Annotated in this window: 14 protein-coding genes; 4 read left to right on the top strand and 10 right to left on the bottom strand. The window is 65.2% G+C overall.

The window, feature by feature from the left end; all coding sequences use genetic code 11:
- Positions 1-14: 14 nt before the first annotated feature.
- Positions 15-1,556, bottom strand: a complete 1,542-nt coding sequence (locus tag AC3D25_RS28460) for a methyl-accepting chemotaxis protein (protein ID WP_488892178.1) — start codon at positions 1,554-1,556, stop codon at positions 15-17.
- A 353-nt stretch (positions 1,557-1,909) separates the two neighbouring features.
- On the opposite strand from AC3D25_RS28460, the gene AC3D25_RS28455 reads away from it, so the two are divergent.
- The gene (locus tag AC3D25_RS28455; RefSeq protein ID WP_488891822.1) at positions 1,910-3,190 is read left to right on the top strand and encodes a sugar efflux transporter; all 1,281 of its coding nucleotides are present in this window, start codon (positions 1,910-1,912) and stop codon (positions 3,188-3,190) included.
- A gap of 4 nt (positions 3,191-3,194) precedes the next feature.
- Here the strand turns inward: AC3D25_RS28455 and AC3D25_RS28450 are convergent, their stop codons facing one another.
- The 3 genes from AC3D25_RS28450 to AC3D25_RS28440 form a co-directional block, all read right to left on the bottom strand.
- Positions 3,195-3,347, bottom strand: coding sequence for a hypothetical protein (locus AC3D25_RS28450; protein ID WP_488891821.1), 153 nt, complete (start codon positions 3,345-3,347; stop codon positions 3,195-3,197).
- 20 nt (positions 3,348-3,367) lie between these two features.
- Positions 3,368-3,979, bottom strand: coding sequence for a glycosyltransferase family 9 protein (locus tag AC3D25_RS28445; protein WP_488891820.1), 612 nt, complete (start codon positions 3,977-3,979; stop codon positions 3,368-3,370).
- 415 nt (positions 3,980-4,394) lie between these two features.
- Positions 4,395-4,892, bottom strand: a complete 498-nt coding sequence (locus AC3D25_RS28440; RefSeq protein ID WP_488891819.1) for a hypothetical protein — start codon at positions 4,890-4,892, stop codon at positions 4,395-4,397.
- Positions 4,893-5,139: 247 nt separating this feature from the next.
- Here AC3D25_RS28440 and AC3D25_RS28435 point away from each other — a divergent pair, with 247 nt between their 5' ends.
- The gene (locus AC3D25_RS28435) at positions 5,140-5,850 is read left to right on the top strand and encodes a glycosyltransferase family 2 protein (RefSeq protein WP_488891818.1); all 711 of its coding nucleotides are present in this window, start codon (positions 5,140-5,142) and stop codon (positions 5,848-5,850) included.
- A 46-nt stretch (positions 5,851-5,896) separates the two neighbouring features.
- Here AC3D25_RS28435 and AC3D25_RS28430 read toward each other — a convergent pair whose 3' ends face one another.
- From AC3D25_RS28430 to AC3D25_RS28405, 6 genes are all read right to left on the bottom strand, one after another.
- Entirely contained in the window at positions 5,897-6,487 is a 591-nt protein-coding gene (locus AC3D25_RS28430; RefSeq protein WP_488891817.1) for a nucleotidyltransferase family protein, read from the bottom strand.
- 127 nt (positions 6,488-6,614) lie between these two features.
- Positions 6,615-8,837 (bottom strand): xanthine dehydrogenase family protein molybdopterin-binding subunit, encoded by a 2,223-nt coding sequence (locus tag AC3D25_RS28425; RefSeq protein ID WP_488891816.1) that lies wholly within the window; start codon positions 8,835-8,837, stop codon positions 6,615-6,617.
- The gene (locus AC3D25_RS28420) at positions 8,834-9,823 is read right to left on the bottom strand and encodes an FAD binding domain-containing protein (RefSeq protein ID WP_488891815.1); all 990 of its coding nucleotides are present in this window, start codon (positions 9,821-9,823) and stop codon (positions 8,834-8,836) included. Before AC3D25_RS28420 ends, AC3D25_RS28425 begins: the two co-directional genes overlap by 4 nt.
- Positions 9,824-9,833: 10 nt before the next feature.
- Positions 9,834-10,517 (bottom strand): 2Fe-2S iron-sulfur cluster-binding protein, encoded by a 684-nt coding sequence (locus AC3D25_RS28415; protein WP_488891814.1) that lies wholly within the window; start codon positions 10,515-10,517, stop codon positions 9,834-9,836.
- 430 nt (positions 10,518-10,947) lie between these two features.
- The gene (locus tag AC3D25_RS28410; protein ID WP_488891813.1) at positions 10,948-11,739 is read right to left on the bottom strand and encodes a transporter substrate-binding domain-containing protein; all 792 of its coding nucleotides are present in this window, start codon (positions 11,737-11,739) and stop codon (positions 10,948-10,950) included.
- Between the two features lie 260 nt (positions 11,740-11,999).
- A complete protein-coding gene (locus AC3D25_RS28405; RefSeq protein ID WP_488891812.1) occupies positions 12,000-13,274 on the bottom strand; it encodes an inositol monophosphatase in 1,275 nt (424 codons plus the stop codon).
- Positions 13,275-13,401: 127 nt separating this feature from the next.
- Here AC3D25_RS28405 and AC3D25_RS28400 point away from each other — a divergent pair, with 127 nt between their 5' ends.
- Positions 13,402-13,824 (top strand): GFA family protein, encoded by a 423-nt coding sequence (locus AC3D25_RS28400; protein WP_488891811.1) that lies wholly within the window; start codon positions 13,402-13,404, stop codon positions 13,822-13,824.
- A 60-nt stretch (positions 13,825-13,884) separates the two neighbouring features.
- Entirely contained in the window at positions 13,885-15,444 is a 1,560-nt protein-coding gene (locus tag AC3D25_RS28395; RefSeq protein ID WP_488891810.1) for a S53 family peptidase, read from the top strand.
- Positions 15,445-15,459: the final 15 nt, after the last annotated feature.

Here is a 15,459-nt window from a genome sequence, read left to right as displayed (position 1 = left end):
AAAAACCCTGGCAATCAGGCAGGCAGCGAGAAACTCTCGATCGCCTCGCGCAGCGAACCAACCTGATCCTTCAGCGAATGAGCCGCCGCCGCTGCTTCCTCGACCAGCGCCGCGTTCTGCTGCGTCACCTGATCCATCTCGACGACCGCGCGATTCACCTGCTCGATCCCCGCGCTCTGCTCGCGCGACGCGTGGCTGATTTCATCGAGGATCTCGTTCACGCGGCGCACCGATTGCACGATCTCGCCCATGGTCGCGCCCGCGTTCGTCACGAGCGACGCGCCTTCTTCCACCGTATGCGTCGACGTTTCGATCAGCGCCTTGATTTCCTTCGCCGCCGTCGCGGAACGCTGGGCGAGACTGCGTACTTCGGCTGCCACCACCGCAAAGCCGCGACCTTGCTCGCCAGCGCGCGCAGCTTCCACCGCGGCGTTCAGCGCCAGAATGTTCGTCTGGAACGCAATGCCGTCGATCACACCAATAATGTCGCCGATCTGGCGCGAACTTGCGGTGATTTTCGTCATCGTGTGAATGACGTCGTTTACTACGCCGCTGCCGCGCGTCGCGACGTCCGCCGCCTGGCCCGCGAGCTTCGCTGCTTGCGTCGCGCTTTCCGCGTTGTGCTTCACGTTCGCGGTCATCTCGTCCATGCTCGACGCCGTTTCGACGAGCGCGGCGGCTTGCTGCTCGGTGCGTTGCGACAGATCCGTGTTGCCCGCCGCGATTTCCGACGCCCCCACGTTAATGTTTTCCGTGCCGTTCCGCACGCGTGAAACCGTCTCGACCAAGCCGTCCTGCATCGCGCCGAGCGCAAACAGCAGGCTCGACGTATCGCCGTGCTGGACGGCGACCGAGGTCGTCAGATCACCGCGTGCGATGCGATGCGCCGCGACGACCGCCGTCTCCAGATCGCCGCCGAGGTTGCGCCGGATGCTGCGCAACACCAGCATCATGGCGATGGTGGCGAGCGCGCCGAGCACGGCCGTGATGCCGAACCAGCGCAGCGCGCTCGCGTAGAACGCGCTTTGCACGTCGTCCATGTACATGCCGGTCACGATGTACCAGTCCCACGGCGCGAAACGCTGCGAATAGCTCAGTTTGGCGACCGGCTTTTCGCTGCCCGGCTTCGGCCACAGATAATTGATGAAGCCGCCGTTCGGCAGATTGCCCGCGCGCACGATCTCGACGAACAGATGCGTGCCCTCGGGATCGGCGAAACTGGACAGATCCTTGCCGTTCAGCGCGGGCTTCATCGGATGCATGACCATGTACGGGCGCGAATCGTTGATCGAAAAGTAGCCGTCGCGGCCGTAGCGCAGCGACGCGAGCACGGCGAGCGCCTGCTTCTTGGCGTCGTCGTCGGTCAGCGTCTTGCTGGCCGCGAGCGCCTGATAATGCGTGACGATGCTGGTTGCTTCGCCGACCAGCGAAGTTAGCTGCTCGCGGCGGTCGTCGATCATCGACGCGCGGTTTTGCCAGGCCCCGATCACCCCGATCGCGATCAACCCGATCCACAACACGGCAATCATCGAGCCGAGTTTTTGATTCAACGTCATTTTGTTCATGTAATTCGCCTGGGCGCCTGTTCGTCTATTACGTGTATTCCGTCTGACTGTTGCGGCGCAAAACGCCACACCTCAATGGCATTACGGCGGTGCGACGCCGGAATGTAGGGGCGGGAATACCCGCATCGTATTCAATCGGCGCTCGAAAACGCTCTGGAATCCGATGCGATGCTGCGGCGCAACGTATGCACAACGAGTCTGGACGCCGCCTAGCGTGGAACTTGTCGTGCGCGAAACTTTCCCACTTGTTTCGTCAATCGCTAATACGATTGATAAAACGCGCGACGCGTGTTTAAGTGTTCGCTGCAAAAATCGCAGTTTTTCCCCGCCGCCGACTTCGCTCAATGAACGCCGTCTTCAAAACTTTCCTCGCGCTGATCCGCCTTCCCGGCTATCCCGGCATCACGCTCGCGATGTTCCTCTCGGGCGTTGCGTCGTCATTCGCGGTGCCGTACACGTCGCTGTTCGGCGCGACCGAGGCGCACATGACGCCGCTCAGGCTCGGCATCTTCATGTCGTCGACGGCGATCAGCAGCGTGATCGTGTCCGCGTATCTCGGCCGGGTGGCGGACCGCCGCGCCGATAAAAAACGCATCGTGCTGTTGTCGATCGCCGGATCGGCGCTGGGATACGCGCTCTTGTGCGTGACACGCAACTACGTCCTGCTGACCATTTTCGGCTGCGTCTTCCTGAGTATCGGCGCGGCGGTTTTTCCGCAGCTTTTCACCTTCGGCAAGGCGCGGCTGCACGCGGAAGGCGTCGAGCACACCGAATTGCCGATGGCGACGCTGCGCACCACGCTCTCGTGCGCGTGGGTGTTCGGCCCGGCGATCGGCGCGATCGTGCTCGGCTCGATCGGCTTCAACGGGCTGTTTTTATCGGCGGCGGCGGCGTTCGCGCTCGCGGGCGTCATCGTGCTTTTCCTGCGCGAGCCGGCCACCTACGTCGACACCGAACCCGGCGTGAACGAATTGCCGCCGCAGGGCCGCAACGCGCACGTCTACGCGGCGATGGCCAGCTTTACGCTGATCGGCATGGGTTCGGCCATTGCGATCATCATGCTGCCGGTGCTGATCGTCGATCAGCTGCACGGCACGACCGCGCACGTCGCGCAGATGGTCGGACTCGGCGCGTTCGCCGAAATCCCGATGATGCTGATGCTCGGCGGCGCGGCGAAGCGCATCACGAAGTCGAACATGATCGCGTGGGCGTCGCTGTCGCATATCGTATATTTCCTCGGCATCGCGTTCGCGCCGAATCTGTGGGTGCTCGTGCCGCTGCAAATTTTGAACGCGGTGGTGGTCGCCGTGACGTCGTGCCTCGGCATGTCGTACTTTCAGGAACTCATGCCCGGCGCGCTCGCGCGAGCGACCACACTTTTTTTCAACACGATGCGCACGGGCTCCGTGATGGCGGGCGTCGTCTCGGGATTCGTCGCGGCGACGTGGGGATATCGCGCGGTGTTCGTGTTCTGCGCGGTCGTGGCGACCACGGCGTCGGTGGTGCTGTTCGCGTTCAACTATCAGCGCGGCGTGCGGGTGTTCGCGGACGACCGCCGGGCCGGGTCCGCGGACGAAACTGAAGCGGAAGTCGAAGCCGACGCGCCCGTTATCGAGCGCGTCTGATGGCTCAGATCGGGTCCTTGTCGGGCGGGGCGTCGTCGTGTTGCGGCTCGTCCGGGCGATGGCCGGGCGAAGGCGGCGACAGCGGATCGGCTTCCGGGTCGCGGTTCGGATCGGCGATCGGATCCGGCACCGGGTTCGTCTGCATTTGAAAGTTCATGGAGGTTTCTCGCACGAAAGTTACGCCGCGTCGCAAAGATGCGGCGTGTGGAGTGTGAAGGGATCGCCCGGACGCGCGGCGGCGTGATGGGCGAGCGCGGCGCGGGCATCGGCGGCGACGGTTTCCGCGCGGAGCGAATCGGCGTCGGCGCGCCGCTCGTCGATTGCAATGCGCGGGGTGCCGAGCGCGCTCGCCGCCGCGACCGGCGACGACGGCGCGGCGTCGTCGGAAAGCAGAAGCCGCGCATCGCCGATCAACCGCACCAGCGCGTCGGGCGTCGTCGTGCCGGCCAGAAACAGCGCGGCGGACTGCATTTCGCCGAGCACGGCGCCGCTGCGCTCGGGGTCGAGCGTATCGCCGATAATCGCGATCTGCCAGCCGTCGGCGGCCAGTTGGTCCGCGACTTCCGCGTAATGTTCGACCGGCCACGCGGGTGCATCCGCGTGACTGCCCGGATGGATCAGCACGAGCCGTTGCGGCTCGATCCCGTGAAATTCAAGCAATTGCGGATAGTCGGACGCCTTCCAGCGCGGATCGGAACCGAAATCGGAGGCGGATTCAGCCTCGGGCTCTGGCGCTTCGGGGAGGAGCGGCAGGACCTCGGCGGTCGTGAAAAGCGAAGAGACGCGCATTGGAACTCCTTGAGCGGAGGAACGGGATTGGATCGGCAGACGCGGAGCGTTGCGTCAGACGTGCCGACGGCCAATCGTGCGGCCGACCGGATTCGTTGAGCATCGCGCGTGCCCGATCCGCTTCGCCAGGATTCACGTCCCGTTCGCGCGACCGTTCGGTCTGACTTCTCGAAGCCGGCTCGCGTCCGGCTGCTCGTGAACCGCCAGCAATGGCACAGCGGGTATTGAAGGCATCGGGAACGCAATCGTCAAGAGAATAGACCGCAGTCTTGCATGACGCGCAGGGTTTTCCTTGTCGACCCGCGCGCGATCACTAATCTCCGACGAAAAAAGCCGCCGCCTCGCGAATACGAGGCGGCGGCTTTTTGCATGAGTGCCCGACGCGTTGCAGAACTACTGGAACGCGCCGCGCGCGTCAGGTTTCGGTGCTGGCGTTCGGATCGGCGTCGACCGTTTTCGGCGCGAACGCCTCGGCGCGGCGCCGGATCTGATCGACTTCGCCGGTGGTGAAGGTGCGGTTGTCGGCGGCGAGGGCGTTCTGATACGACGCGCCCTCCGGCACGCGATGCAGCAGCGCGCGCAATTCGCCTTGCGTCGTCTGTTCGACCGGCTCGTAGTTATAAAGCCGCAGATGCAAGTCCGTGCGCGCGTGCAGCAGAAACAAACACGTCGCGAACACGGCCACGGCGAGCACTTCCTGAGCGCCGAAACAATACGCATCCGGCACTGCGGAGAACGGCAGATAGACGAGTCCGGCGAGCCCGAGGATCGCGAGCGCGAACGTCGCGCGCAGCAGCAGGCGCATGCGCGCGTGGATGCGGATGCGTTCCGCGTGAAGCTGTCCGCGCGTTTTCGGCGTGAGCGCGGTGTGCTGCTGGCGTTGCTGGAGGGCGGAGAGCGGCAGTGCGGCCATAAGTTGGGCGGGTTCCGTCGTGCGTGAAAGGTGCATGAAGTGGCGCCGGGCTGCGGCGGTTATCTCAATAACGCATGGCCGACAGGAACGTTGACGCGCGGTTACGTCCTGTTTCAGTTGCCTTGCAGTCGCGCGCACAAAGCCCGTGGCGGCTCGCCGCCAAGCGTGGGAACGACGTTTGCTCGATGGTGCGAGAGGCGGCGTCCAGCCGTTTATCGACCGAACGACCGAACAGAACGGAGAACCCATGCTCGGCATCATCATTCCCGCCCATAACGAGGAGGCGTCGATCGGCGCGTGTGTGGCATCCGCGCGGCGCGCGGCGGACCATTACCAGTTGCTCGGCGAAGACGTGCGGGTCATCGTCGTGCTCGATAGCTGCACGGACAGCACCGGCGCGATCGCCCGGCGGCTCGGCGCGGACGTGTTGAGCGTCGATGCGCGCAACGTCGGCATTGCGCGTGCGACGGGCGCGGAACGGGCGCTGGCATTGGGCGCGCGGTGGCTGGCATTCACCGACGCGGATTCGATCGTCGCCGACGACTGGCTCGTGCAGCAGCTCGATTGCTGCGCCGATGCCGTATGTGGCGTGGTCGGCGTGCATGACTGGTCGCCGCATTTGTCCGCCGTGCGGGAGCATTTCGGGCGCAATTACACCGATGCCGACGGGCATCGGCATATTCATGGCGCGAATCTGGGGGTGTCGGCGGCGGCGTATATCCGCGCGGGCGGCGTTCCGCCGCTCGAAGCGGACGAAGATGTGGCGCTGGTCGAGGCGCTCACCGGCTCCGGCGCTCGGATTGCGTGGAGCGCTGCGCCGCGCGTGGTGACGAGCGCGCGCACCGATTTCCGGGCGATTCGCGGCTTCGGCGCGACGCTCGTGGACGTGAGCCGGCGATATTTTGCGAACGCGGAGGACGAAGCGGCGGCGTCCGCGCCGGGCGCGCTGGCGGCCTGAGCGGGCCGGTCGGCGTCGATCCCGCGTCAAATCGCATCGACCCGCATCAACCCGGCTGCAAATCGCTAGGTAGATCGACGTCGCGCAGGATATTCGCGTCGTCCACTTCCACGCGATGCACGATTTCAGTGGCGAACAACGCGCGCGCGCCCGCATCGCCGTCGAGCATGGCGAGACGCGCGGCCTGCGACGTGCCAAAACCGACGGGATGCCCACGTTTATTGCGATAAAACGGCGCGACGAGCGGCACGCCGCTGTCGAGCGCTCGCCCGACCGCCTGAATGGTGGCGGGTTCGATCCACGGCATGTCGCCGAGCGCGACCAGCCAGCCATCGGCCTCTTCTTGCGTCGCGCGCACCACCGCCGCCAGCGACGCGCCCATGCCGCGCTCGGCATCGGCGGCGAAAATCACCTCGCAGCCCGCTTCGTTCAGGACTTCCGCGAGTTTCTCGGAGCCGGGCCGCACGACCGCGACGACCCGCGACGCCACCGATAACAACCGCCGCGCCGCCTGAAACACCACCGGCGTGCCGTCGGGCAAGGTCGCGAGCAATTTGTTATGCAATCCCGAAGGATCGAAGCGAGTACCGAATCCGGCGGCGAGCAAAATTCCGGTCGCGTTCGATGAATAGGTCATGGCCGGCCGCCCGTGGTCGCAGTAAGGAGGGATTGTGGCGTGCGCAAAATGTGCTCGCAAGCCGAAAAAAAAGCCGAAAAAAAAGACGCGCGGCGTGCGCCGCCGCGCGTCATTCGGGCGTCGGCGGTCAGACGCTCGCGGTCGGCAGCACTTTATCGAGCGTGACGGGCAGATCGCGCACGCGCACGCCGGTCGCATGATAAACGGCATTGGCGATCGCGCCCGACACGCCTGTAATGCCGATCTCGCCAATGCCTTTCACGCCGAGCGAATTGATCAGCGCGTCGTTTTCATTGACCACCGTGATATCGATCGTGCCGATATCGGCGTTCACCGGCACGTGATATTCGGCCAGATTCGCGTTCGTGTAGCGGCCAAAACGCGGGTCGAGTTCGCTCTTTTCCAGCAGCGCCGAGCCGATTCCCCACACGATCCCGCCCATCAACTGGCTGTGCGCGGTCTTCTCGTTCAGCAGATTGCCGACGCCGTACACCGCCACGATGCGCGGCACGCGGATCGTACCGAGATCGGCGTCCACGTGGACTTCCGCGAACACCGCGCCGAACGAGTGGAACGCATGGGACTTCTTTTCATCGCCCGGTTTGACGGTCGCGGTCGCCTCGATCGGCTTGCCACCGTTGCGCGCGATCACCGCCGCCGCCGGATCGCGTTTCGCGGGCGTCGAGCGACTGACGACCCAGCCGTTTTCGACGCTCACGTCGTCGCGCGGCAGACCCGCGAGCGGCGAACCGGTGTCGGTGATGGCGAGCGAGATCAACTGCTCGCGCGCCTGCGTCGCGGCGGCGCGCACGGCGGGCGAAACGCTCGCCGCCGATTGCGATCCGCCCGAGACCGGCGCTTTCGGCAACGACGAATCGCCGAGCGCGAAGCTGACGTTTTCCACCGCGAAGCCGAGCGCATCGGCGGCGACCTGGGTCATCACCGTGAACGTGCCGGTGCCGAGATCCTGCGTGCCGGACGCGGCCATCGCCGTGCCGTCGGGCAAGATCCGCGCAATCGCGGATGCCTCGCTGCGATTCGCCGGATACGTCGCCGTCGCCATGCCGAGACCGATCAGCGTATTGCCGTCGCGCATGGAACGCGGTTTCGGATTCCGCCGCGACCAGCCGAATTTCTCCGCGCCGACGCGATAGCATTCGAGCAGCGAATTGCTCGACCACGGTTTCTTTTCCTGCGGCTCCATCGCGGCGAAATTCTTGACGCGGAACGCGACCGGATCCATGCGCAACTGGTACGCCATTTCGTCCATCGCGGATTCCAGCGCGAACGAACCGCTCGTCTCGCCCGGCGCGCGCATGAACGTCGGCGTGCCGATATCGAGCTTGACGAGCCGGTGCGTGGTCGCGTGGTTCGGCGTGGCGTAGAGCATGCGCGTGACGATGGCGGAGCTTTCCGTCCAGTCTTCGAGCGTTGAGGTGGTCGAGATGACGTCGTGACGCAGGCCGGTGAGCGTGCCGTCATCAAGCGCGGCGAGTTGCAGGCGCTGTTCGGTGAACGGCCGGTTGCCGACCATCCCGAACATCTGCGGACGCTCCAGCGCGAGGCGGACGGGCCGGCCGGTCTGCTTCGCGGCCATCGCGGCGAGCATGACGTGCGACCACACGGAACCCTTGCAGCCAAACCCGCCGCCGACAAACGGACAGATCACGCGCACGTTCGTATCCGGGATGCCGAACATCTTCGCCACCGCGCTGCGCGCACCGGAAACGCCTTGCGTCGCGTCGTAGAGCGTCAGGTTCGGGCCGTCCCAGCGCGCGAGCGTCGCGTGCGGTTCCATCGGATTGTGATGCTCGTATGGCGTCGTGTAGACCGCGTCGAGGCGCGTCGGACCTTGCGTCAGGCCCGCGGCGATATCGCCGCGTTGCGTGTTGATCGGCCGGCCCATCATCTTTTCGGGCGTGTACGCGGTGCCTTTCGCGCGGGTGTAGTCCGTGTTGGGCGCGGCGGCTTCGTAGCGGATCTGAAGGCGCTGCGCGGCATCGGTCGCGCGCTCCAGCGTATCCGCGACCACCACGGCGACCGGCTCGTTGCTGTAGCGCACCTCGTTCGTTTGCAGCAACGTGAGCTTGCGCACGGCGGGCGGCTGGGCATCGGTTATGCCGCCGTTCGGCAGACGCATCGCGGTTTGCCAGGTCATCACCAGCAACACGCCGGGCATGGATTGCACGCGCGCGGTATCGATCGACGCGATGCGTCCCTTCGAAATCGTGCTCGTCACCAGCACCGCGTGCGCGAGTTTCGCCTCGGGATATTCGGCGGAATAACGCGCCTGTCCCGTCACTTTCAGCAGACCGTCCGTGCGGTCGAGAGGTTTTCCAAGCACGCTCATGCGACACCTCCAGCCTGTTCGACAGCCCGCACGATCGCGCGCTGGGCGAGCGCGATCTTGAAACCGTTATCGCGATACGCGTGCGCGTCGCGCACGGCGAGCGCGGCGGCGCTTTGCAGCGTGTCGCGCGAAAGCGGTTTGCCCGCGAGCATCTGCTCGGTGGCGCTGGCGCGCCATGGTTTATGCGCGACGCCGCCGAGCGCGATCCGCGCTGCTTTCACCGTGCCGCCGTCCATCTGCAAGGCCGCCGCCACCGATACCAGCGCGAACGCATAGCTCGCGCGGTCGCGCACCTTCAGGTAGTGCGAGTGATCGGCGAAAAGGGGCGGCGGGAGATCGACGGACGTAATCAGTTCGCCGGGTTGCAGCGTCGTGTCGAGATCGGGGCGGTCGGCGGGCAGACGGTGGAAGTCCGCGAACGGAATCGTACGGTCGCCGCGCGGGCCTGAAACGCGCACCACGGCGTCGAGCGCGGCGAGCGCGACGCTCATGTCCGACGGATTGGTCGCGATGCATTGCGCGCTCGCGCCGAGGATCGCGTGGATGCGATTATTGCCTTCCAGCGCCGCGCATCCGCTGCCCGGATTGCGCTTATTGCACTGGGTAAAACCGGTGTCGTAGAAGTAATAGCAGCGCGTGCGCTGCATCAGATTGCCGCCGACGGTCGCCATGTTGCGCAGTTGCGCGGACGCGCCCGCGAGAAATGCCTGCGACAGCAGCGGATAACGATCGCGCACCCACGCGTGATTGGCGGCGTCGCTATTCCTCACCAGCGCGCCGATGCGCAGACCGCCATCGGGCAGGCCCGTCACCTGATCCAGCCCGCCGATATGCGTGATATCGACCAGCTTCAACGGTCGCGCGACGCCGCCTTTCATCAGGTCGAGCAGGTTCGTCCCGCCGCCGATAAACACCGTGCCCGGCTGCTGCGCCGACTTGATTGCGCCGCCGATATCGGCCGCGCGTTCATAGGAAATGGCTTGCATGGCGCGCTCCTTAAGTCTTCACCGCGACGGCTTTCACCGCCGCGACGATGTTCGGATACGCGCCGCAGCGGCAGATGTTGCCGCTCATGCGCTCGCGGATTTCGTCGTCGGAAAGTTGCGGCGGGCGGAAACGCACGTTCGCGGTGGCCGCGCTGGCCTCGCCCGCACGGAATTCGTCGATCAGCGCGGTCGCCGAACACAGTTGCCCTGGCGTGCAGTAGCCGCACTGGAACGCGTCGTGATCGATGAACGCGCGCTGGATCGGACTCAGCGCGTCGCCGGTCGCGAGACCTTCGACCGTCGTGATCGTTTCGCCTTCGTGCATCACGGCGAGCGTCAGACACGAATTGATGCGCCGTCCGTTTGCGATCACCGTGCACGCGCCGCACTGGCCGCGATCGCAGCCCTTTTTCGTCCCCATCAGGCCCGCGTATTCGCGCAGCGCGTCGAGCAGCGTCGTGCGCGCGTCGAGGTGGAGTTCGTAGGGATGACCGTTGATCGTGAGGCGCACCGGCGATAACGGCGGCAGCGCGGCGGGCGTTTCGGCCTGTTCCTGCTGCGCGCGTTGCTGAGCATGCGCGTGTGGCGCGGCGCTCACTGCGGCGGCGGCTGCGGCGGATTGCAGGAAGCGTCGACGCGACGGCCGCTCGGCCGCGTCTTCGGGATGAACGTGCTGATCGGGGGACTGAGACATGGGAATTCGACGCTCCTCGCGCTCGCGTGGCTGGCAGAACGCCATCGCGATAGGTGATTGCGATGGGCGGGCTGGCTGGGCGTGTCACGCTGATCGGCAGCGGACAGCGACCCATCCAGACAGCAAGTCCAGTGCCATGCGATGGCGGCGCATGGCAGAACGGCGGGCGCGGTGGCGTCGCAGGTAAATGCTGCATTAACCGGTAAAAGCGTCGGATATGCAGCGATTGCGGCGTTTTGTCGTTGAAAGGCGCGTGTCGGGCGGGCGAAGTCTTTCGTGATTTCGCAACTAACGGTCTTTTTTGGACGCCTCACGGAAGTTGGCGGGCGGTTTTCGGCGAGGTTTCAACCGGTCTGCAACGCGCAGGGCGTGTGCCGCGAGCACGGCGCGGCGCTTTCCTGATAGATCGCGCCACGCCATTTTCAAACCATTAAAGATCAGCGGGATACGGCGCCTTCAACCACTTCGTCGAAAGCGTATTCAGCGTGCCGTCCTTCTTCGCCTGAACGATTGCCGCATCGACTTCCTTCAGCAGACGAGGCTCGTTCTTGTTCAGCCCCACGTGATCCGGCGAGCTGAACAGTTCGAACTTCTGCTCCGGCGCGATCGGCGGATTGCGCGCGATGATCGTCGCGCCCACATCGTTACCGACCACCATCAGTTGCACCTGACCGGACAGGAACGCGGAAATCGCGCCGTTCGGATCGTCGAAACGCTTGATATTGGCCGTCGGCGGCGCGACCTTGGTGACGCTCAGATCCTCCAGCGTGCCGCGCGCAACTGAAATCGTCTTGCCCGCGAGATCGGCCGTACTCTTCACGGCGACCGATTTCGGCCCGAACACGGCGAGGTAATACGGCGCGTAAGGACGCGAGAAATCGAGCACCTTCTCGCGCTCGGGCGTCTGTCCGACCGACAACAACAGGTCGGCCTTGTGCGTCGCCAGATACGCCATGCGGTTCTCGCCGGTGATCGCGACCAGCTCCGCCTTCACTTTCAGCGCGCGCGCCAGATACTCGGCCATCTCGATATCGTAGCCTTGCGGTTTCATGTCCGGACCGATCGAGCCGAACGGCGGGTAATCCATGAACACGCCGATCTTCACGACGCCGTTCTTCTGGATGGTATCGAGTGCATCGGCATGCGCGACGGAAGCGCACGCGGCAGTCAGCGTGAAGAGCGCGAAGGCGTGCCGCGCGAGACGGAGAAACGGTTTCGACATGATGAGGGCCTTGTTGCGAAGAAATTCGTGAAGGAACCGAAGGATGCGTTCACGCACTCTAGGCAGGCCAAAAAGCCGCAACAATCGAAATCTGCGCATGATCGCCATGATCTGGAGTCATGGCTGGAGTGGGGCGGACGGGGTTGTTTGCTCCGCGTCCGCACGTCTAGGAAACGCATGCCAGTCTCTACCGAACGCACACACGCTTTGATCGATATACGGTCAACCGCACCGGCATATCGATCACGAGCAGCATTGCGTCAGGCTTCACTCTCCATGATCCGGTCGATCAGCCGCGCATTTTCCCCCGCCGACCCGATCCCGGCGTGCTTCGCCATCGGTACGAAGAAATGCATCGCGACCGGCAGATCCGAACGGTCGAGCCAGCCGCCGAGATGCGCCGCGAGCCGCGCGGCCGGCGCGCGTAATTCCTCGCGCAACGCGCGCGGCAAGGTTTCGAAGTGCTTCATTTCCGTCTGATACGGATCGGGCGCGACGCACAGCGCGTTCGGGCGGCCATCGACATCGGCGGGAAGGCGTTGCAGCGCTTCACGCAACAGCGCGACGCCCAGCCCTTCGCCGCGCCACGGTTTGCGCACTTCCCACATGCTGATATAGACCACGCGATGCGTGTTGAACACCTCGCACAGCCGCTCGGGGCCGAGCGCTTCGGTGGCGGCGAGCGCGAGCGAGAGCATCTCGCCGGAATAGGTATCGAGTACGTAGACCAGATCGGCGCTGCTCTGAATAGGCGGGACTTTCACGAGTTTCAGTTCGAGCGCCGCCGCGACGATATCCGTCCCGGCTTCGTGCAGCACGGCGAAGGCGGTGCCGAGCCGCTCGTCGTCCACTTGCGGATACTCGTGGCGATAGGTCATCGTCAGGACGAACGGGCCGAACTTCTCGCGATACGCGAGCGGCCGGTCCACGTCGTAATCGCGCGTGCCTTCGAGGCCGTAAGGGTCGTAATCGCGTTTCTCGCGGTTACCTTCCGGACCGCTCAGCGCGGCGAGCGGGCGGCGCGACGCAGGCACGAGATCCTCGGGCAGTCCTTCCCACGTCAGACGCAGGAATTCGCGGCCGCCACGGTAGTGCGTCTCGAAAAGCGAGCGAAGCGGAGAGGCGGCGACCGGATCGAGAATCGCGTGGACGCAGTCGAGCGCGCGGTCTAGAAGCTGGTCGGCTTCTTCGGGATCGGGCGCGAGCGGCGCGTCGTTTGATTTTTCGCCCGCCAGCGCCCGTTCCCGGCGCGCCTGTTCGAGCCATTCGTCGGCGGCGCGTTCGGCGAGATAACCCGCCGCGATCCGGTAACCCGGCAGCACGATCGACTGGCCGGTTTGCCCGAGCGGAAACGCGTAGTCGTCCGTCATGATGTCGTCGATGCTGACCGCGCCGTATTCCGCGCGCGGCGCTGGCTCGTTCGACGCGGGATCGACGCGTTCGTGCGTCAGGACGTGCGCGACCAGATCGGCTGCCGTCGGGCCGGATTCGGTCCCTTCGCCGGGAAGCAGTTTCAGCAGGGATAAGGTGCTCATGAATGCCATCTCCGTCTCGTAGGGCTCCCATCGTAGCAAAGAGCGGTCAGTTCGCCATTAATCACTTGGGTGTCCGGCATGCGGCGCGCGAGTTGCTACCTTGAAGCAGGCGAGTAAGGAGCGGGCAATGACTATCCAGGCGATTCACGAAGGCGGTTGCGCGTGCGGCGCGCTGAGATTCACCGTGAAGGCCGCGCCGCAGCGCGTCGGCATGTGTCACTGCATGACCTGCCGGCGCGTGAGTGGATCGCCATTCGGTGTCTACGCGATCTTCCGGCGCGCCGATGTCGAATTTCGCGGCCACACGCAGGCGTGGGAAAGCTCGGCGGAAGCGCGGCGGCATTTCTGCGCGCTGTGTGGATCGGTGGCGTACATGGAATATGTCGATCACGACGAGATCGATCTGCCCATCGGCGCCTTCGACGAAACCGGGCTCTACGCGCCGGATTACGAACTGTGGTGCATCCATCGCGAGCCTTGGCTGCCCGCGGACGCGCGTCCCGAGTACGAGCGCGACCGCCACGATTCTCACGGAACCACGCCGCCTTAATAATGGTCCGATCAAAACCGGCCGAATCCGTTTGCAGCAACGCAACTCACAGGGAGTGAAATGGCGAAGCAACCGATAGCAGGCAGCGAGAAGCATCCGGAGGGCGCGACGTGTATTGGCGCATGCGATCCGGCGGAGCAAATCGAAGTCGTCGTGATGCTGCGTCGTCAGGACGAGGCGGGATTTCGCGCGCTGATGACGCAGGTGGACGCGGGCGAAGCCGAGCCGGTGCCGCGCGCCGAGTTCGAAAAGCGCTTCGGCGCGTCGCCGAAGGATGTCGAAAAGGTCACGGCGTTCGCGGCGCATTACGGGCTGAAAGTCGCCCGCGCCGATCCGGCGTCGCGCAGTATCGTCCTGACCGGCACGATCGAGCAGTTCCAGAAAGCGTTCGACGTGAAGCTCGAAAAGTTCGAGCACCACGGCATTGGCCAGTATCGCGGGCGGAGCGGCCCGGTCAATGTGCCGGACGACATGACGGAGATGGTGACCGCCGTGCTCGGTCTCGACAGCCGTCCGCAGGCGCGTCCGCATTTCCGCTTCCGGCCGCCGTTCCGTCCGGCGCGAGGGCTCGCGCCCACTTCGTTCACGCCGCTCGATCTCGCTCGAATCTACGGTTTTCCGCCCGGCGACGGCGCGGGGCAATGTATCGGCATCGTCGAACTGGGCGGGGGTTATCGGACGAGCGACCTGAACGCGTATTTCTCGAAACTCGGCGTGAGCGCGCCGAAAGTCCTTTCCGTGGGCGTCGACGACGCCAAGAACGCGCCGACCGGCAATCCGAACGGGCCGGATAGCGAAGTCACGCTCGATATCGAGATTGCCGGCGCGATTGCGCCCGCGGCGACCATCGCCGTGTATTTCGCGCCGAACAGCGACGCCGGTTTCATCGACGCCGTGAATCGCGCAATTCACGATTCCACGAACCATCCGTCCGTGGTATCGATTAGTTGGGGCGGGCCAGAATCCACCTGGTCCGCGCAATCGCTCCAGGCGTTCAACGACGTGCTGCAAACCGCCGCCGCGCTTGGCGTCACGGTCACGGCGGCGTCGGGCGACAGCGGTTCGGGCGACGGCGTCGGCGACGGCGCGGATCACGTCGATTTCCCCGCGAGCAGCCCCTACGTGCTGGCGTGCGGCGGCACGAGCCTCGCGGCGTCGGCGAGCGGCGGGGTGTCGTCGGAAACGGTGTGGAACGACGGCGATCAGGGCGGCGCGGGCGGCGGCGGCGTGAGCAAGACGTTCGCCTTACCCGTCTGGCAAAAGGGCCTGACGGTGACGCGCAACAACGGTACGGCGACGGCGCTCATCAAGCGCGGCGTGCCCGACGTGGCGGGCGATGCGTCGCCGCAAACGGGCTACGAAGTGTTGATCGGCGGGAATGAGACGGTGGTGGGCGGCACGAGCGCGGTCGCGCCGCTGTGGGCGGCGCTGATCGCGCGGATCAACGCGCAAGCCGGGAAACCGGCCGGGTTCGTCAATCCGAAGCTGTATCGCGCGAAATCGGCGTGCCGCGATATCACGGAAGGCGATAACGGCAGTTTCGCGGCATCGGCGGGCTGGGACGCCTGCACCGGGCTCGGCAGTCCGGACGGCGCGGGCATCGCGGCGGCGCTGAAGTAAAAAGAGCAGAAGTAG

Source organism: Caballeronia sp. SL1002 (genome assembly GCF_057814995.1).
The sequence above is the reverse complement of the archived record's forward strand: the minus strand, read 5'-3'. Positions and strand labels throughout refer to the sequence as shown.